This is a genomic window from Rossellomorea sp. LJF3 (genome assembly GCF_037046045.1).
In the GTDB taxonomy this organism is placed as follows: domain Bacteria; phylum Bacillota; class Bacilli; order Bacillales; family Bacillaceae_B; genus Rossellomorea.
Genome location: NZ_JBANLY010000010.1, coordinates 75,835 through 94,625, shown reverse-complemented (window position 1 = coordinate 94,625; position 18,791 = coordinate 75,835). Strand labels below are relative to the sequence as shown.

Here is an 18,791-nt window from a genome sequence, read left to right as displayed (position 1 = left end):
AAAACTATTCTTTCACTACTTTCCGTTTACGTCTACCGATCTTCCCTTTGATTTTCATCAGGATTTCATACACGATCGGTACGATGACGAGCGTCAAGAGTGTCGAGCTGGTCAATCCTCCGATTACGGTGACACCGAGGCCTTTAGAGATCAATCCGCTTCCTTCAAGTCCGAGCGCCAGTGGGAACAGGGCCCCGATTGTGGCAATGGCTGTCATGAGGATCGGGCGGAGTCGTGTAGATCCGGCTTCGAGTAATGCTTCACGTGTGGACAGGCCTTCGTTTTCCTTATGAATCACACGGTCGATAAGAACGATGGCATTGGTCACAACGATACCGATCAGCATCAGTGCCCCGATCATAGAGGAGATGCTGATTGTTTCTCCCGCGATCAATAACCCTACCAATGCTCCGATAATCGTGAATGGCAGTGAGAACAGGATGGCAAATGGCGCAAGGCCGCCACCGAATGTGATGACAAGGATCAGGTAGACAATTGCAATCGCTGCAAGCATCGCCAATCCTAGTTGTGTGAAGGATTCCTGAATATCCTCTGTCACTCCACCCATATTCACGTCCACACCTGATGGTACATCGAGTTTATCGATTTCTTTCTTGATATCCTGAGATGCTTTCGACACATCATCGGTCTTCAGTTCCCCGCTCACTTGAGCAAAGACTTTTCCGTCCCGTCGTGAAACGGTATCGGATGTTTCACCTTGTTGAACCTCAACGACGTCTTTGATCGGAACCTCCATGCCCAGTGGTGACTGGATGGTTTTATCCGTTAAGTCGTTGATGTTTTCATACTTTTCTTTTTCAACATCCAAGTAGACATTCACTTCTTCCCCATCTTTTTCAATGGTCGTGAGGACAGGACGCTGACGTGTCTGACCAAGCTCCATGGCAATTTGACCCGCTGAGAGGCCAAGCTCGCTCAGCTTTTCCTGATCGGCGATGAACGAGTATTCGTCGTAGGATTCGGATATGCTTGATCCGACTTTTTTGAAGTCTTTCTTATCTTCCATCATGTCTTCTATATCGTTGACAACAGGTTCGATGTCTTTCAGGGTTTCCCCGTACACGTACACGACAATTTCATTGCTGCCGGCACTTGCGGAGAAGTCCTGTGATGCCCATTCGCCTTTGTCGGTTGATTTCTGTAAGTCTTTGATGACCTTTTCTTTTTCTTCAGAGAAATTTTCTGTATCGTCATTGTATTGGACAAAGAAAATTGCATTGTTCGTGCTTCCAGGACTCATGGGATTTTCCCCGCCGACAGAGTATTGAATCGTATCAGCATCTTTACGTCCCTGGAAGTATTCCTCTGCATTCTCTGCGATTTTCTCGACATCTTCTTCCGTTTGACCAGGTTCTGGTTTATATGTCGCCATGACCATCTTTTCTTCATCGGATGGAAGGAAACTCACGCCAATCAGTGGCACTAAGAAGAGACTTCCGACCAACATGGCGATGGCAAGGATCGATGTGATGATCTTGTGATTCAGTGTCCAATTCAATACACCCTTATACCATTCTGCCAAACGGCTTTTCTTTTCTACGTGCTTCTTCCCTACACCCTTTTTAAACATGGAGTGGGCAAGCATCGGTACGATTGTGACCGCCACAAGAAGGGAAGCCAATAGAGCGAACACGATTGTCAGGGCGAAAGGAAGGAATAGCTCCCCGATCATTCCTTGTACCAATCCTAATGGAAGGAACACGGCAATCGTGACGATCGTTGAAGACGCGATCGGGACGAACATTTCTTTCGTTGCTTCCCGGATCAAGTCTTTCCCTTTCAGCAATTCACCTTTCAGTGACATCCTTCTATAAATGTTTTCCACGACGACAATGGAATCATCGATGACCCGCCCGATGGCCACGGTCATCGCTCCAAGGGTCATGATATTCAAGGTGATATCCATTTGTTTTAAAAGTAAAATCGCGATTAATAGTGATAACGGAATCGAAACGACAGAAATCAGCGTCGATTTGATATCCCGTAAGAACAGGAGAATGATGATGACCGCGAACACGGCACCGAATAATGCCTTGTTCAGCATCGTGCTGACTGATTCCTCAATCGGCTCACCCTGGTCAAAAGTAGAAATGATTTCTACTCCATCGATGTCTTTCTCAAACGTTTTGACTTCTTCTTTTACCGCATTGACAACGTCCACCGTATTGGCATCCGCTGTCTTCACCACTTGAAGCCCGATGGATTCTTTTCCATTCGTTCTTGAAATCGATTCCGCTTTCCCGATCAGTTCAATATCGGCAATGTCCGAAAGTTGAATCGTCGGGATCTTCATATCGGCTGGTGCTTGTCCAGCAGCAGGAGCCTGAGGTGTCTGTCCCTGTCCTTGCTGTTCCTGTGCCGGTGCCCCACTCGGTGTTACAGGTATCTTCATTTCTTTCAAATCTTCAATCGTTGTGATGTTCCCATCTACCACTACGGATTTCTGACTATCTTTAAACGTATACAATCCTAACGGAGCAGTCACATCCGAGCCTTTGATGATGTTCTGAACCGTTTCTTCCGTCAATCCATATTGTGCAAGCTTGTCCTGATCAAAGATCAACTGGGCTTCTTGCACCTGCTGGCCTGATGCCTGGACAGAAGCCACCCCGTCCACTCCCTCAAGCTGTGGAATGATCGTATCTTCCACCGTTGACGTCAGCTGGGCTAAAGATTGGTCATCATTCGCTACACTGAGAGCGATGACCGGAAAGGCGTTAAAGCTCAGTCGTGATACTTCCGGCTCGTTCACCCCGTCTGGAAAAGTGAGATCCGAAAGAGCCTCTTCTACTTCGGTTTTGGCTTCATCCATATCTTTCGAAAACTTGTATTCTATCTGAACGGCTGAAGCATTCTGGTAGGAAGTCGAACTGACGACATTGACCCCATTTAAATTCTGCAACCGTTTCTCAATTGGTTCTGATACCTTGTCCGCTACATCTTCAGGAGTGGCCCCGGGATACACAGTTGTCACACTGACAATCGGGGTGTTGATGTTAGGCAGTGTTTCGAGCTTCATATTAAATCCTGAATATAGTCCTGCAATAATGACGATGATCGTCATCAGCCACACAGCAAACTTATTCTTCAGTACGAAATTGATAATACTGTTCACGTCGTATTCATCCCTTCTCTCTTTTTCTGACCGACTAGTCATAACATATTCTAATATAACTGACCGAACAGTCACAAGTCAATGAACATAATAAGAAAAGGTTTATTTTTTGTGACCAATCGGTCATAATATAGAGAAGGAGTTTATCAAGGAGAGGAACGTATGAAGGAAAAAGAAAAATTAATCATAGAGACATCCATTAAACTGTTCGCCACGAAAGGCTTCAACGCCACCTCCGTTCAGGAAATCGTGAATGAATGTGATATATCGAAAGGTGCCTTTTATTTGTATTTCAAATCAAAGGAAGCCCTGCTGCTCGCCATCATGAACTACTATTTCAGAATGATCACCGACAAAGTGAACGAGATTGAAAACGAGGATCTTCCTCCTTATGAGAAATTCCAAAAGCAATTAGAATGCCAGCTCATTGAAATCTGCAAGCATAAAGAGTTCATCATTATGCAGATCAGGGAGAACGCCATGCCGTTTAACGATGAAATCCATGATCTCCTCAATGAAATGAAGATGAATACACACCGCTATTATAAAAGAAGACTATTCGGGATTTACGGTAAAAAGATCGAGCCCTATTTCTGGGATATCACGATGATGATTCAAGGCTTTTTCCATTCTTATTTAGAATTAGTGATGCTGGATAAAATCAATCTGGACTTTTCTTATTTATCCCATTTCATATTGAAACGGACGGATGATTTAGTGGAAGGTTTGCTAAGGAGTGGAGATGAGCCGGTTCTTTCTTTTGAAAAACTGGATGATTTGGTGAAGGATTTTACATCTTCTAACAGAATCAATGAGTCTACCCTTGTTCATATGATAGAGGATGCCCTTGAAGTGGCAGAGGATGAAAACAGCCGGATTTCACTCGAAGTCATGAAAGAAGAGATTCAAAAAGCCGAAACCCGGTCCGTCGTCATCAAAGGCATGCTTGTAAACGTTGAAGAGGACCCTTCATTGAAACATCTGGTGAATGCCTTGAGACATTTCTATCAGATACAATCATAATGAAAGACCCGCATCTGAAGCGGGTCTTTCATCGTTTCCCTTATTTTCTAAAACTCTTGAATCTGTTCCGATTCATGTATGGTAACCCCTTCCCTGAACGTCCCTACAGCCGCCCGGTACATGGCATAGGCAACCTGTTTGCCTGGAATGCTCCTGTATCGTTTCAACCTGCCCACCATAACGGGCCGGATCGCTCTCGAGAAGATTTCTCCCGCTTTTTCACACAATCGGAACTCCTGCCTCTCCCCCAATAAAAGGGATGGCCTGAATATATGAAGGGAAGGATAATGAAGCTCCTTCAATTCGTTCTCCAAATTCCCTTTCACCTGACTATAAAAGAACCGCGATTCCGGCTTTGCACCAATTGAGGAGATGACGAGAAACTGTTTAGCTCCGTGTGATTTCCCGAGCTTGCCAAGTTGAATCGGATACTCGTAGTCCACTTTCTTAAAAGCATGTTTCGTCTTGGCTTTCTTGATCGTGGTCCCGAGGCAGCAAAACACATCATCAATTTCCTCATGGGGCAGAAGCTTCATCCCATCAAATGAAATGATCCGTTCGTCCAACTTCTCATGTTTCACTCCACTTTCTCTTCTTACAAAGGAAATCACTCTTGTATATTCAGGACTCTTTAGGAGGATATTCATCAGGTTGGAACCGACCAGGCCGGTCGCCCCTGTAACCAAGGCTACTCTCGACATTTTTCATTCCTCATTTCTTCTTTATCTCCATTCAGCCAGGGACTTCCAGTTCCAATAAAGATGAACCGCTATTCCTTTAAAGGAAGAATCTGCTTTGCGTCCTTGTTTTTCAATAAGTTGCTTTTTTCAGTATTTCTTTTACTCTTCCTCTTTAGTATAGTCCTTTTTTCACCGTTGAACAGATAGTATTTTCCAATTTTAAACTGTGACAAAAATTGTCTTTTATGAATTCTTTTCGTTCTCTTTACAACCCTTTTCTACCTGTGAGATAGTAGGACCTTGTGTTTTCCAATGAATATTAAAGGAGCTTTTATTTTATATGTCTAATAAGCATCACACATCCAAGATTGATTGGCCCGTATTTGCCATCAGTGGCGGATTACTCATTCTTTTCGTTGTCGCGGCATTCATTCGTCTCGATCTTGTGACTGCCTTTGTTAACAAAAGCTTCACCTGGTCTTCGACGTACTTCGGGGCCTTCTGGCAAGTGTTAATGCTGGTTCATTTCATCGTAGCCCTGTATCTTGCATTCTCTAAATACGGGGGCGTCCGGTTAGGGTATATGGAAAAACCGGAGATCGGAACATTTAAATGGTTATCGATCATCATGGCTACCCTGCTTGCCGGTGGCGGAGTGTTCTGGGCTGCCGCAGAGCCCATGTACCACTTTATGACGGTACCACCGATGCACAAAGGAGTCGATCCCATGTCCGCCGGGGCTATCATGCCGGCGTTGTCCCAAAGCTTCATGCATTGGGGTTTTCTTGCATGGGCCATCCTGGGTACATTGTGTGCCGTCGTCATGATGTATGGCCATTATCACAGGGGAATGCCGATGAAACCCCGCACTCTACTTTATCCCATTTTCGGGGAAAAGCTTAAAAACAGTGCCCTCGGGACCCTTATAGATGCATTTGCCATCATTGCGGTCGCAGCTGGTACGATCGGACCGATCGGGTTTCTCGGTTTACAGGCAAGTTACGGTCTGTCTGCCCTTTTCGGGATCCCTGATCAATTCTCAACCCAGCTTGGGATCATTATCTGTCTAGTGATCGTCTCGACGATTTCGGCTGCCACCGGCCTGCATAAAGGAATCCAAATCCTGAGTAACTTCAATGTACGATTGGCCTTGGGATTGATCCTATTCGTTCTATTATTCGGTCCTGGAGGTTTCATTATTGATTCCTTTATTTCTTCTTTTGGATTCTATGTGGATCACTTTATCCAGATCAGTACATTCCGGTCAGATAAAAGCTGGCTGGGTAGTTGGACCGTGTTCTTCTGGGGATGGTTCATTGGATATGGCCCAATGATGGCGATACTTGTCAGCCGGATTTCGCGAGGCAGGACCATCCGACAGATCATACTGGCCATCGCGATCATCGCTCCCATCGTCACTACCTTCTGGTTTACCGTTGTCGGTGGTTCAGGTATCTTTTATGAACTGCAGAATCCAGGAAGTGTGTCACAAGAATTAACGAGTGGCGGAATGCCTGCAGCTATGATTGCCATAACCAACCAGCTGCCGCTTTCCGGGATCATTTCACCGCTGTTTTTATTATTGACAATTCTTTTCGTTGTCACGACAGGAGACTCCATGTCTTATACAATTGCCATGGCGGTTTCGGGTGAAGGAGACCCCAAAGTGTCTTTACGAGTCTTTTGGTCCATCCTGATGGGATCCATCGCAGCGATTCTTTTATATATAGGAGACGGCAGTGTCACTGCGTTGCAGAACTTCATCGTCGTCACGGCCGTTCCCGTCTCGCTTCTGTTACTTCCCATGCTCTGGGTGGCACCGAAAGTGTCAAAGGAATTACTTGATGAGCAGTCCCGTACGAAATAAAATCAAAGAAGCGTCCATCGATGAAGATGGGCGCTTCCTTATGTAATCCTTTATAACTCTTCATCCTCAAAAAACTGCTGTAATTTCTCTTCTTGCTCAGGACTCGCTTTTTCTGTCGCATAAGGATTATCTTTTACACCTTGTGTATCCATATTTGTTTTGATGGCGAAAAATGGTCCTTTTGGTTCTTCGGCAATGACACGGTCATTCAACTCGTTGAAGTCCGGCATATCTTTATTTCCTTTTTCCATCCTATCTTGCTCCTTTCCTGCTTCTATCCGTATTTTTATAAGCAATCAAAACGATGTCATCCGCAGACTGCTGACAAAGTTCATTTTCCATACTCTTCACTTTATTCAAGGCATCTTCAGACAAATCCGCTACGGGATATTCTTTCATAGCCGACCCCTCCTATCCATTCTCATTTGATTGACCGATGACTTTCTCTGCAATGACGCCATTACCTTCTTCAACTGCATGATGTTCTTCCAACGATTCTCCTGGAACGTACACCTGGCTCGGATTGCGTCGCCGGTCATTCATGGTGAATTCAGGATTCAACGGGGTGTCCATAAGTACATGTTCCGATTTCTTGTCGTTACTCATCTGTACCACCTCCACCATTTAGTATGTCTCGTGGCAGGAGAATCATTCCAATTAAAAAAGCGCCTGAGCAACGACCGTCGCTCAGGCGCCTTTCATCCTGTTAAACCCATGTATAATCCTTTCCCCAGCTTTCCCTGGCAAGGACCTTGATTTCGTCGACTATTTCATTCTCCACCGCAAATGCATCCCCCTGCTCATACGGATTGTAGTGGAAGGCATAGAGCCGGGAGACGAACTCATGGAACGGAAGGGAGCATTCGCCTTCCAGCTCCCCGTTATCCATAACGGAAGGTTCGATTCCCTGGCCCCAATTTTGCGAACCGTCGTTGTTCGGATTATAGAAATAAATCCGATACTCACCCTTCGGATCCTGTGTGATCCGGAGAATGGATACGGCGTGGAATCCAAGGAGCTTCCCGTGGACATTCGTGATGAAAATCCCCACCGGATTCGGATAGATCAATCCGTAGTCATCATTGTATTCCGGATGATGGGTGGCGTAAAACAGTCTGACAAAACCCGGATAGTCAGCAATGAGTCCGGTCAACGGATCGATGACCGTGCTGAATCCCTTCTGGACCCAATCTCCATAAAACTCAGGATTCACCCAACGGTGTCCATCCTCCCCTCTGAGAGAAACTCTTCTCATCATTTCACTATAGATACGATCAAGATGGGGGACGAGAACGAGTGAAACCGGATCAAGCTCCTGATGAAGCTCAGGTGCGAGTCCTCCGCTCAAGTCCTTGGAATGAACGGGTGTACCTTCAAACATGATATCGATGTCCCCGTCCCTTGCAGCCCTCGGGATCAGTTCAAGGAGATACCCCGGGGCATGCTGCGCCCAAAGGCTGATTCCCCGCGCTGTTTGACAGGTTGGGTTCAGGCCTTGTCCGATGCCGATGGGCTGCCCGAGGACATTGATGACACCTGCAAGGAGTACGGAGTTTGCTGTAATGCCATCTCCCGTTTTACATGAATTCAGAAGCGTCTTTCTTACTTCCGCCCTGATATCAAGTTCAATCAGTCTTTTGAGTCCCGGGGAGACAGGGGGATAGGATAGAACCCCTCGTTCAAGCATAAGGGCAAGTCCGTATACAGACTGCTTAGTAGCCGGGTAGATCGCCACTTTCACAAGTTGAAATACAAGCTCGGCGTTTTCATCCAGATTTGCTTTACCTTTATCATTCAAATGAAGGGCTGTCGGTACAAGCTCCGGAAACTTCCTGCATAAATATCTCAGAAGAATGGCGTGCTGTGGAGCCACCAATCCGGTTTCACGCATGGACGCAGCAAAATGAACCGCCTCCTTCTCAAGCTCCCCTTGAGATAGTTCCAACAGCTTCTTGCGATATTCCCCCGGTTTGACAATACTTTTACTCAACGGGGTCGGGCCTTCAACCGCCGATACGTATTTCTCCAGCACCAGTCGTTCCGCTGCACTAAGATCGGAATGAAGCATTTTCTTAGCGGTCTCGATCATGGAAACGGTTCGTTTCACCATGATGGGACGTTGTGCCGTCAACCGTTCGATCTCTTTAATCAGCGTAGTGGTAAGGGCTTGGTAAGACAACTTATCTGAAAGAAAATGAAACAACTCTGTAGCCCTTTCACTCTGCTCCCCACCTTCAATCCGCGCCGCTTCCGTCGCTTCTGGGAAAAGCAGGTTCAGGTTCAGCACCATTACTTCGTTCAGGAAATCCTGCGCCATCTCTGCCGTGACATCGGAATGTTCATATTGAGCTTCTGCAATGGAAAGCATCCTGAGCTCGCTCAGGATTTCAATAATCGAAGGCAGACCCTTTGCCTGCAGGGATCCCGCCACAAGAGGCGGTTGAAGCTTGGATGCTTTTTCCCAAGGACCGTCCTGGAATACCCCGGCTTTTTCAAAGCGGCTTGCACTTTGGTATAAAATCCCCAGCCCTTCGTCAGTGTCCAGTAATCGTTGAGCTTCCTGATAGACGTCCGTTTGATACATTGATTTCGCAAATGAAGCTGCACTCTCCAATTCATTCAGCGCCTGCAAAAATCTCTCTTCCAGCTTGGAGGTTAATTCAAAAGCCATTTCAAAACTCCTTTATCGATCAGAATATCGGATAGGTGGTTCAGGCAAAAGAGGAACGGTCTAAATATAGAAATTAAATTGTTCGTATTCCTTTAAGAGGTCCCTCATCACTTCGCTGTCTTCCCCGTAGAAGAAGATGGTCCCGTAATGGTTCCCGAATCCGATTCTCTGGGCCACTTTTCCCTGGGCCGGGCTGAACATGTCATGTTTCTCGAAATAAGGATGATTCTCCAGCTCGTCAGGCACCTCGAGCTTTTCTACATAATTGACATGAGGGTGAACCATTAAACATCCTGCGTGTGCCTCGGCTTTCTCTCCTGTAGAAGGGAAGAATTCTCTCAACTCCTCTTCCGTTGTGTTCGGATCTCCACAAAGGATCTGTGCCTGGTACGCATTAAAACCGTATGCCCGCTCAATCAGATCAAAGATATGCCCGCCAGGCACCCTGGCCGCGACTTCACCGAAATGAAGTGTACCGTCGGACGTGATGAAATATTCAGGATGGATGACTCCATATTCTATTTCAAACGCATCGATGAGTTGTTGAATGGCCTCCCGGATGATCGGGCGCTTTTCTTCAAGTGTGGGAGAAGCCGGTACGAAATTGGAATAACCCAATCGCACGTATTCCGTTATATTTAAAAACTGGATCTTTCCTTTATGAATGAACACTTCACAAGAGAATTCCTGCCCGTCTAAATGACTCTCCATCAGCAGGGGAAATTCCGACTCCGTTAGAGCATCGATATCTTCAGGGTTTTCGATTGCCCGGTGGCCGACCGATCCTGCTTTATCCAGCGGTTTGACGTGGATCGGATCGTTCTTATCTCCTTCGACCTTCAATAAGGCTTCATTCACCCGTTTCAAGAAACGTCTCACGTCATCCTTATCCCGTGCCTCTTCAAATACACCCACCTTGATTCCGGCGATTTGCGCTTTACGCTTCATCATCCCTTTATCCCTTAAGAGGAGAGAGCGATTAAAGACACGCGGTTCACTGCGGAAACGGGAATTCAAAGCACCTGCCCACTCCACACATTCCTCGTAAAGTGGGATGGCCACTTCAGCACCGAGTGACTTCAGTTGTTTATAAAGATGATCTGAACCTTCATTCAAGCGGTCGAAGTCCCAGCCGATAAAAGCGATATCATGCTTCTCAGCATATGATTCGAAATCAGGCGGTCCAACGACGACGAAGGGTCTGTTCAGTTTGGTACACGCCTCGATCGCCGGCAGGCTCCAGCCGATGAGTGCCGTCAGATAAGGTTTGGTTTCATCCTTCACGCCCTGTTCTGCTTGCTGCCTTTCAAGTTGATCTAGTCCCATAGTTTCCTCTCCCTCTTTCACGTATTTATTCAGATTCTCCCCTAGCATAACAAAGCACCTAATGATATTGAAGTATTATGCTGAATTTTCAGTCTTTTCGACAAATAAAGTGATTATTTGACAAAATTAATGATATTCAAAACCCCCGACGCATCCAGCATCGGGGGTCACTTCTACTCTATTATTCACCTAGATCAACGTTATGATATACCTGCTGCACATCTTCAAGGTCTTCAATCGCATCAATCATTTTCTCGAATTGAGCTTGATCGTCTTCAGAAAGCTCCACATCATTCTGAGCAAGCATCGTTAGTTCTGCCACAGTAAACTCAGTGATACCGGCACCTTTAAATGCTTCTTGAACAGCGTGGAATTGATCCGGCTCGGCATAAACGATCACGGAATCATCTTCTTCGATGATGTCACGTGCGTCCACGTCCGCTTCCATGAGGATTTCCATTACGTCTTCTTCAGATTTCCCTTCGATGCCGATGACGGCTGTCGCATCGAACATATACGCTACAGATCCACTCACGCCCATATTACCGCCATTCTTACCGAAAGCGGCACGTACTTCGGAAGCTGTACGGTTGACATTGTTCGTCAATGCATCCACGATGACCATGGATCCATTCGGTCCGAAGCCTTCATAGCGCAGTTCGTCATAATTTTCTTCTGAACCGCCCTTTGCCTTTTCGATGGCACGATCGACGATGTGTTTCGGTACGCTATACGTTTTCGCACGTTCAAGAACGAATTTCAACGTTTGGTTAAGTTCAGGATCCGGCTCTCCCTGCTTCGCTGCAACATAAATCTCGCGGCCGAACTTGGCATATATACGACTCGTATTGGCATCCTTAGACGCTTTCTTTTCTTTAATATTATTCCACTTACGTCCCATATCGTTTCACTCTCTTTCATTTATCTATGGATAGTTTCTGATAATAAAAGGTATATTCGTTTCTATTATACATGAAAAGGCCACCTTTTGGCTAAGTGATTCCCTTCCATCCCACCTCGAAAAAAAGCCGACTCAGGTGAGTCAGCTTTTTTCCTGGTAAGCACTGATGGCTTCGTATTCCTCTTCCAGCAAGCGTGGAACCCGGATGAAAATCGGCATCAACCTGGTATAAGCTTCCGTCGCTTTCGGAACAGGCTGATGAGAATGAACGGACCCTACCATTTCACTTACTGCTTCCAAAGAGTCGATCATTCCGCTGCCGTACATCCCGAGTACGACGGCGCCAAGGCATGAGCTTTCGAAGCTTTCCGGTACTTCCACTTCCTGGTCGAACACGTCGGCAAGCATCTGGCGCCACAGCTCAGAGCGGGCAAATCCACCGGTTGCCTGCACCCGTTTCGGCGTACCGATCAATTCCTCGAGGGCAAGAAGTACACTGTACAAGTTCATGACGATCCCTTCAAGGACGGCACGGATCATATGCTCTTTTTTGTGGTGCATCCCGAGACCGAAGAAAGAACCGCGGGCTTTTGCATTCCAAAGGGGGGCACGTTCACCGGCCATATATGGATGGAACAGGAGCCCTTCTGATCCCGGTTCTACTTTTGCTGCAATATCCGTAAGCACTTCATAGGGATCCTTCCCTAATCGTTTCGCCACTTCCACTTCGCCGGAAGCAAGTTCGTCCCGGACCCATCTGAAGATCATTCCGCCATTATTCACGGGTCCGCCGATCACCCAGTGCTTTTCCGTTAAGGCATAGCAGAAGATCCGGCCCTTTGGATCTGTCACCGGCCGGTCCGTCACGGCACGGATCGCGCCACTTGTGCCGATCGTCACGGCGACTACTCCGGGCTCGATGGCATTGACGCCAAGATTCGATAGAACCCCGTCGCTTGCGCCTACGACAAATGGCGTGTCGGCAGGTAAGCCCAGCATTTCCGTATATTCCGACTTCAACCCGACGAGGCTATCCGTTGTAGATACCGGAGTCGACAACTTATCCTTCGAGACGCCGGCCACTTTCATGGCTTCCTCATCCCAAGCCAGGTTTTCCAAATGGAACATCCCTGTAGCAGAAGCAATGGAATAATCAACTACATATTTCCCAAACAAACGATGGAAAACAAATTCTTTAATGGAGATGAACTTTGCTGCTTTTCCGAACAATTCCGGTTTTTCATCCTTCAGCCAGGCAAGCTTCACAAGGGGAGACATCGGATGGATCGGTGTACCGGTCCTTCTATAAATCTCCATCCCGTTCATTTCTTTCTTGATCTTCTCCGCCCATGCAGCACTACGGTTATCCGCCCATGTAATGGAAGGGGTCAGCGGCTGGTCATTTTCATCCACAAGGATCAAACTGTGCATGGCAGAACTGAACGCCACAAATGAAATCGTTTCTTTCGTACTTGAAGCCACTTCCTTGACGCATCTAAGGACAGCCTGAAAAATTTCTTCAGGATCCTGTTCAGCCGTCCCCGGTGATGGTGTATGTAATGGATATTCGATCCCGTGACGCTCGATCGCCTTTCCTTCTTTATTAAAAAGTACCGCCTTTGTACTGGTGGTCCCGATATCGACACCAATCATGAATTCTGACATCTTCGTTCCTCCTAAATAAATAGAGAAAAGGAAGAAGCGACATGGCTCTTCCCTCTTCTGCTATTATTCTATCCTATTTTAGCTAATGAATATCCCTAAAATGAACACAACGGCAAATCCTACAAAACCGATGAGTGTCTCCATCACGGTCCATGATTTTAACGTATCTTTCACATCTAATCCAAAATAACGGTTAACGAGCCAGAAACCACTATCATTCACATGGGAGAAAACTGTCGCCCCTGAAGCGATGGCAATAACCATCAAACCAAGAACGGGACCTTGCATACCAAGAGTGTCGATCAGCGGGCTCATCAATCCTGCAGCTGTTACCATGGAAACAGTCGCAGATCCTTGAGCAACACGAACGACCATGGCAATCAAGAAAGCAAGGGCGATCGGTGGCAGGCTTGAACCAGCCATCATATTTCCTAATACTTCCCCAACACCGGAGTCTATCAATACTTGCTTGAAAACTCCACCTGCACCTGTTACAAGGATGATGATCCCTGCAGGCTCAAGTGCTTTCGTTGCAATGTCCTGAACTTCCTGGCGGGAGTATCCGCGCTTCGTGCCTAATAGAACGAACGTCAACAGTGTCGCAATCGTCAAGGCCACGAAAGGATGTCCCAAGAATGTCAGGATGGAACGAATGATATTCCCTTCATCTAACACAACACCCGAAAGCGTATTCAATAAGATCAATACTAATGGAATCGAGATAAGAGAAGCAATCAGAGCGAAACTCGGAAGCTCTTTATCGTACTCCATTTCTTCTGCCTGCATATAGTCAGGAACCACTGCATGAATTCGTTTTGAAATCCATTTTGCAAAAAGTGGACCAGCGATGATCATGGATGGAACACCGGCAATCGTACCAAACAGGATGACCCATCCAAGGTCCGCCCCGATCAAGTCAGCAACCGCAATCGGTCCCGGAGTCGGAGGGATGAAGCTGTGTGTTACGGCAAGACCTGCAAGCAATGGAATTCCATAGTAAAGGAGTGACTTGCCTGTTTTTCTTGCCAATCCGTACACAATCGGTACAAGAATGATGAATCCTACATCAAAGAATACGGGAATGGCAACGAGGAAACCTGTGATCCCAAGGGACCATTGTGCCTTATCTTCCCCAAATTTGTTAATCAGTGTCTGAGCCAGTCGTTCCGCTCCCCCTGATACTTCAAGCATGCGTCCGAACATCGCACCTAAACCAACGACAACGGCCACAAACCCGAGGGTCCCGCCCATACCGCTCTGTATCGATGCCACTACTTCCTGAAGCGGCATGCCGGCCGCGATCCCTACGATTAAACTTACCAATAATAGGGCAACAAAAGCGTGAAGCTTTGTTCTAATAACTAAAAATAATAAAAGAAAAATTCCGGCCAGTGCCACTAAAATGAGCATTTGATCTGACATTGTGTATCCCTGCCTTTCTTTCCTCACGGCAGCTCTGCTGCCAAATTTTTTATACCATATGATCCTGCTAATTCGTTCCCGACGGACGAGTGAAGCGTTTGCAAAACACTCTATGTAACTATGACTCTCCCATTTCGGTAAGAGAATTGCCTTTTCGAGTGAACAAATTAAGCAGGAAAATTATTTTCTGTCTATCTCTATTATAAAAAATATTTTTCTTTTTGCAACCGTTTACAGAAATTATTTTTATTTTTCTTTGAATCTTGTATAATGAAACTATGAAAACCCTTACAGGAGTGGTGTCAATGAGTCAACATCAACATTGTTTAGCAAGTATCCGTTCTCACTATCCCCAATTCAGTGTGACGGAGAAAAAAATTGCCGACTATATACTCGAAAATCCAAACGAGATCATCCATTCAACGATCAACGGTCTGGCGGAAGATTTAGGAGTGGCCGACTCTACTGTCTTCCGCTTTTGTAAACGAATCGGCTTTAAAGGCTATCAGGCGATGAAAATCGCCCTTGCCTCAGAAATCGTGACTGGACTTAAGGACATTCATGAACGCATCAATGAAGGCGATACGGCACAAACGATCGCCACAAAAGTATTCAGGTCCAATATCAAAACCATCGAAGACACTTTGATGGTGGTGGATGAGAAAAAGCTGATGAAAGCCGTGGACATGATGACTAGCGCCCGTTCCATCGAGTTCTTCGGAAGCGGCGGGTCGGGTGTCATCGCCCTTGATGCTTACCATAAATTCATCCGGACCGGTCTGCGCGTGCATGCTGCAAGTGACAGTCACATTCAGCTAATGACCGCTTCCCAGATGACGAGTGACGATTGCGCCGTGTTCATATCCCACTCAGGATCGACGAAAGATATTCTTCAAGTGCTCGACATCGTCAAAGAAACGGGGGCCAAGACCATCTGCATCACCAATTTCGCCAAATCGCCATTGAGCCAGAGGGTCGACACACCCCTCTTCACCGTTTCAGAGGAAACCGACTACCGTTCAGAAGCTCTGTCCTCCCGCATTGCTCAGTTAACACTGATTGATGCTCTCTATGTGAACTTAATGATGAGAAGGGAAACAGAAGGACAGGATGCCCTCCGGAAGATGAGGAAGGCCATTTCGGTTAAAAGGCTATAAAAAAAGGCTGATCAGTTCAGAACTGATCAGCTTTTTTTATTTTAATCCAGATGAGTCATCAGTGTTGCCTCATACTCCGTCACCGCTTCATCCAGCATGTGAAGACCGGCGTCGATCTGCTCTTTTGTAACCGTAAGGGGTGGAATCATGCGGATCACTTCGGAGTGATTTCCGCACAGATAAAATAAAACCCCTTTCTCAAGAGCCCGGTCAAGGATGTCCATCAAGCCTTCCTGATTCGGTTTACGCGTCTTTGGATGGACGATTTCTATCCCGATCATTAAGCCCACCGCCCGGATGCTTCCGATTACAGGATGTTTCTCTTTCAACCTCTCGAGCCTTGAAACGGCGTATGCACCCATCGTCTTCGTATTATCAAGGAGCCTTTCCTCCTTCATGACTTCCAGGGTGGCAAGACCGACAGAGCAGGCGATCGGGTTCCCGCCGAACGTCGTGCCATGGCTTCCGAGGGGCCACTGTTTCATCAGCTCATTGGACGCCACCGTCGCGCTCAGGGGAAGACCCGACGCTATACCTTTCGCGATCGCCATGATATCCGGCGTCACATCGAAGGTTTGTGCCGCAAACCAATTGCCCGTACGTCCGAAGCCCGTTTGGACTTCATCGAAAATCAGTAAAATATCATGCCTGTTGCAAATCTCCCTTACCTTCTTAAGCCAGGCTTTCGGAGGGACGATATATCCCCCTTCCCCCAACACCGGTTCTAAAATGACACACGCCACTTCTTCCGGGGTGACCTGGTGATCGAAAAGCGTTTCAAAATCCTTTTCAAGCTTATTGACAACATACCGTGCTGAATCCTCTCCCTCCGGACACTCCCGTTCATTCGCATACGGTATCTGATACGTCAAACCTGAAGGCTGCATGAACTTCCGATACTTGCTCTTTGAAGTCGTGACACTGAGTGCACCCAATGAGCGGCCATGAAAACACCCCGTAAAGGATATGACATAAGGACGCTTCGTTACATATTTAGCAAGCTTGATCGCCCCTTCGATGGCTTCCGTACCGCTGTTGGCAAAGAAGAAACTATCAAGGTCACCCGGAAGGATCTCTGCCAGTTCATCAGCCAGGCGAAGGATCGATTCATACATGATGACACCTGAAGGACCGTGCATCAGACCGTCCGCTGCATCTTTGATCGCCTGGACGATTTTCGGATGACGATGGCCCACGTTTGTCACGGCGATGCCAGAGGTGAAGTCAAGATACTTCCTTCCGTCAAGCCCATAGTAGTAGCACCCTTCTTCTTTCACTACCGGCAAATTCGGATGATCTTTTGCCATGCTCGGTGCCAGCCGGTCCGGCATCCGCTCGATAAGCTGTTCAAACGTTCGTTCCATTTCAGTACCCCCAGATATTCTTATTGTATAATGCTAAATTGTCGAGGTTTTACATAAAGCAGTTGTCATAACTTGGTTGTTAAAGGGAAAGTGCTGGTTGATTTCCGCTGCAGGTGCTCGCTTTCCTTAGGACTATGCTGATTTAGATGTAATAACATCTGCGAAAGGTCTACTACATAAAGAAAAAGTGCGCCAGTAATGCGACGATTGGCAGTGTGATGATGGTTCGTTGGATGAAGATGATGAAGAGATCCAGGAAGCTGATGGGAATCTTGGATTTAATCAGCAGGATCCCGATTTCAGACATATAGATTAATTGAGTCAAAGACATGGCCGCGATCACAAATCTCGTTAACTCACTTTCGATCCCGCTCCCCACCACTGCAGGCAGGAACATATCGGCAAACCCGACGATCATGGCAGGGGCAGCATCAGCAGCCTGCGGGATTTGCAATAGTTCAAGGAGTGGTACGACCGGGTAAGCCAGCACATCAAACACCGGTGTATATTCTGCCACGACTAAAGCAAGCGTTCCAAGGGCCATGACGAGTGGAATGAGTCCGAACCAGATATCAAATACGTTTTGCAGTCCTTTTTTGGTCACTTCACCGACACTTTTCACCTCAGATGCTTTTTCAACAGCTTTTTCGAAGCCCCATTGAAGACGGGAAACATCTTCAGGTACCGTTTCAGAAATTTGCATGCCGACGGGCTCATAGTATGTGTCTTTTTTTCTGGAAAGTGGCGGGATGCGCGGGCAAATCACCGCTGCTGCGATCCCTGCAATGACGACGGTTCCGTATAATTGCACAAACATGGACTCCAAACCTATGAAACTGACGATCACGAGACTGAAAGCGATGGAAGCAACAGAGAAGTTGGTCGCAATGACCGCAGCTTCCCGTTTTGTGTAGTAGCCTTCTTCAAATTGTTTCGTTGTAATGAGGACCCCGACTGTCCCACTCCCCATCCAGGAAGCGAGGGCATCAATGGAAGACCGTCCCGGCAGCTGGAATAAAGGCTTCATGATCTTCTGAAGCAGGGTCCCGAAGAAATCCATCAGTCCAAAGTCTAATAGAAGAGGCATCAATAAACCTGCAAACAAGAACCAGGTTGTCAAAACAGGGACTAACGAATACAGAACCGTACCGCCCGTATAGTCGGATATGATCCATTCCGGTCCGATCCCGTTTACGGTCATGATGGCAAAGACTGAACCGATGACACGGATGGCGATCCAGAACGTACCTACATCGAACAGCCCTTTTAGAAATGGCTGGGTGACGATCCACTTAGGTTGAAGAAATTTTGTATAAATGGCCATGAGAGCGGATATCCCAAATATGATCGTCATGAATAATGGCAATACTCCTTCTAACATCCCCTGAAAATATGAAGCAAAGATCCCGACCCCGATGGTCATATTCCCTTCGTAAGTCACAGGGACCAAAAACAGCAAAACTCCTAATAAGGAAGGAATGATAAACTTCATTGATTCCTTAGCTGATCTCCCTGACCGGGTTTGTAACTGACTGACATTCTGTTTTCCAACCTCCATTGTCAAACACCCCTTTGAAAT

General features: G+C 46.8%; 15 protein-coding genes. 3 read left to right on the top strand and 12 right to left on the bottom strand.

Annotation, left to right across the window (positions count from 1 at the left end; translation table 11 throughout):
- Nucleotides 1-4: 4 nt before the first annotated feature.
- On the bottom strand, nucleotides 5-3,136 hold the full coding sequence (locus tag V8G47_RS11615; protein ID WP_336200251.1) for an efflux RND transporter permease subunit: 3,132 nt from the start codon (nucleotides 3,134-3,136) through the stop codon (nucleotides 5-7).
- Between the two features lie 162 nt (nucleotides 3,137-3,298).
- On the opposite strand from V8G47_RS11615, the gene V8G47_RS11610 reads away from it, so the two are divergent.
- Nucleotides 3,299-4,159, top strand: coding sequence for a TetR/AcrR family transcriptional regulator (locus V8G47_RS11610; RefSeq protein WP_336200250.1), 861 nt, complete (start codon nucleotides 3,299-3,301; stop codon nucleotides 4,157-4,159).
- A gap of 47 nt (nucleotides 4,160-4,206) precedes the next feature.
- Here V8G47_RS11610 and V8G47_RS11605 read toward each other — a convergent pair whose 3' ends face one another.
- Nucleotides 4,207-4,860, bottom strand: a complete 654-nt coding sequence (locus V8G47_RS11605) for an NAD-dependent epimerase/dehydratase family protein (protein WP_336200249.1) — start codon at nucleotides 4,858-4,860, stop codon at nucleotides 4,207-4,209.
- Nucleotides 4,861-5,179: 319 nt separating this feature from the next.
- On the opposite strand from V8G47_RS11605, the gene V8G47_RS11600 reads away from it, so the two are divergent.
- Nucleotides 5,180-6,706, top strand: coding sequence for a BCCT family transporter (locus tag V8G47_RS11600; protein WP_336200248.1), 1,527 nt, complete (start codon nucleotides 5,180-5,182; stop codon nucleotides 6,704-6,706).
- 50 nt (nucleotides 6,707-6,756) lie between these two features.
- On the opposite strand, the gene V8G47_RS11595 is transcribed toward V8G47_RS11600, so the two are convergent.
- From V8G47_RS11595 to V8G47_RS11560, 8 genes are all read right to left on the bottom strand, one after another.
- Nucleotides 6,757-6,957: a hypothetical protein gene (locus V8G47_RS11595; RefSeq protein WP_336200247.1), complete on the bottom strand. Its 201-nt coding sequence runs from the start codon at nucleotides 6,955-6,957 to the stop codon at nucleotides 6,757-6,759.
- Between the two features lies 1 nt (nucleotide 6,958).
- Nucleotides 6,959-7,105, bottom strand: a complete 147-nt coding sequence (locus V8G47_RS11590; RefSeq protein WP_336200246.1) for a hypothetical protein — start codon at nucleotides 7,103-7,105, stop codon at nucleotides 6,959-6,961.
- A gap of 12 nt (nucleotides 7,106-7,117) precedes the next feature.
- Nucleotides 7,118-7,312, bottom strand: coding sequence for a hypothetical protein (locus V8G47_RS11585; protein ID WP_336200245.1), 195 nt, complete (start codon nucleotides 7,310-7,312; stop codon nucleotides 7,118-7,120).
- 100 nt (nucleotides 7,313-7,412) lie between these two features.
- Nucleotides 7,413-9,377, bottom strand: coding sequence for a hypothetical protein (locus tag V8G47_RS11580; protein ID WP_336200244.1), 1,965 nt, complete (start codon nucleotides 9,375-9,377; stop codon nucleotides 7,413-7,415).
- A gap of 60 nt (nucleotides 9,378-9,437) precedes the next feature.
- A complete protein-coding gene (locus tag V8G47_RS11575) occupies nucleotides 9,438-10,703 on the bottom strand; it encodes an ATP-grasp domain-containing protein (protein WP_336200243.1) in 1,266 nt (421 codons plus the stop codon).
- A gap of 181 nt (nucleotides 10,704-10,884) precedes the next feature.
- A complete protein-coding gene (locus V8G47_RS11570; protein WP_034761095.1) occupies nucleotides 10,885-11,604 on the bottom strand; it encodes a YebC/PmpR family DNA-binding transcriptional regulator in 720 nt (239 codons plus the stop codon).
- Nucleotides 11,605-11,745: 141 nt separating this feature from the next.
- Nucleotides 11,746-13,257, bottom strand: a complete 1,512-nt coding sequence (gene gntK / locus V8G47_RS11565) for a gluconokinase (RefSeq protein ID WP_336200291.1) — start codon at nucleotides 13,255-13,257, stop codon at nucleotides 11,746-11,748.
- 90 nt (nucleotides 13,258-13,347) lie between these two features.
- Nucleotides 13,348-14,691, bottom strand: coding sequence for a GntP family permease (locus tag V8G47_RS11560; RefSeq protein WP_336200242.1), 1,344 nt, complete (start codon nucleotides 14,689-14,691; stop codon nucleotides 13,348-13,350).
- A 305-nt stretch (nucleotides 14,692-14,996) separates the two neighbouring features.
- Here V8G47_RS11560 and V8G47_RS11555 point away from each other — a divergent pair, with 305 nt between their 5' ends.
- Nucleotides 14,997-15,848, top strand: coding sequence for a MurR/RpiR family transcriptional regulator (locus tag V8G47_RS11555; protein ID WP_336200241.1), 852 nt, complete (start codon nucleotides 14,997-14,999; stop codon nucleotides 15,846-15,848).
- A gap of 41 nt (nucleotides 15,849-15,889) precedes the next feature.
- On the opposite strand, the gene V8G47_RS11550 is transcribed toward V8G47_RS11555, so the two are convergent.
- A complete protein-coding gene (locus tag V8G47_RS11550) occupies nucleotides 15,890-17,212 on the bottom strand; it encodes an aspartate aminotransferase family protein (protein ID WP_336200240.1) in 1,323 nt (440 codons plus the stop codon).
- Between the two features lie 172 nt (nucleotides 17,213-17,384).
- Nucleotides 17,385-18,770: a YjiH family protein gene (locus tag V8G47_RS11545; RefSeq protein WP_336200239.1), complete on the bottom strand. Its 1,386-nt coding sequence runs from the start codon at nucleotides 18,768-18,770 to the stop codon at nucleotides 17,385-17,387.
- Nucleotides 18,771-18,791 lie beyond the last annotated feature (21 nt).

Excerpts from the sequence above, each read along its gene's own strand:
- V8G47_RS11610 (WP_336200250.1), top strand. The coding sequence starts at position 3,299 with ATGAAGGAAAAAGAAAAATTAATCATAGAGACATCCATTAAACTGTTC.
- V8G47_RS11605 (WP_336200249.1), bottom strand. The coding sequence starts at position 4,860 with ATGTCGAGAGTAGCCTTGGTTACAGGGGCGACCGGCCTGGTCGGTTCC.
- V8G47_RS11600 (WP_336200248.1), top strand. The coding sequence starts at position 5,180 with ATGTCTAATAAGCATCACACATCCAAGATTGATTGGCCCGTATTTGCC.
- V8G47_RS11595 (WP_336200247.1), bottom strand. The coding sequence starts at position 6,957 with ATGGAAAAAGGAAATAAAGATATGCCGGACTTCAACGAGTTGAATGAC.
- V8G47_RS11590 (WP_336200246.1), bottom strand. The coding sequence starts at position 7,105 with ATGAAAGAATATCCCGTAGCGGATTTGTCTGAAGATGCCTTGAATAAA.
- V8G47_RS11585 (WP_336200245.1), bottom strand. The coding sequence starts at position 7,312 with ATGAGTAACGACAAGAAATCGGAACATGTACTTATGGACACCCCGTTG.
- V8G47_RS11580 (WP_336200244.1), bottom strand. The coding sequence starts at position 9,377 with ATGGCTTTTGAATTAACCTCCAAGCTGGAAGAGAGATTTTTGCAGGCG.
- V8G47_RS11575 (WP_336200243.1), bottom strand. The coding sequence starts at position 10,703 with ATGGGACTAGATCAACTTGAAAGGCAGCAAGCAGAACAGGGCGTGAAG.
- V8G47_RS11570 (WP_034761095.1), bottom strand. The coding sequence starts at position 11,604 with ATGGGACGTAAGTGGAATAATATTAAAGAAAAGAAAGCGTCTAAGGAT.
- gntK (WP_336200291.1), bottom strand. The coding sequence starts at position 13,257 with ATGATTGGTGTCGATATCGGGACCACCAGTACAAAGGCGGTACTTTTT.
- V8G47_RS11560 (WP_336200242.1), bottom strand. The coding sequence starts at position 14,691 with ATGTCAGATCAAATGCTCATTTTAGTGGCACTGGCCGGAATTTTTCTT.
- V8G47_RS11555 (WP_336200241.1), top strand. The coding sequence starts at position 14,997 with ATGAGTCAACATCAACATTGTTTAGCAAGTATCCGTTCTCACTATCCC.
- V8G47_RS11550 (WP_336200240.1), bottom strand. The coding sequence starts at position 17,212 with ATGGAACGAACGTTTGAACAGCTTATCGAGCGGATGCCGGACCGGCTG.
- V8G47_RS11545 (WP_336200239.1), bottom strand. The coding sequence starts at position 18,770 with ATGGAGGTTGGAAAACAGAATGTCAGTCAGTTACAAACCCGGTCAGGG.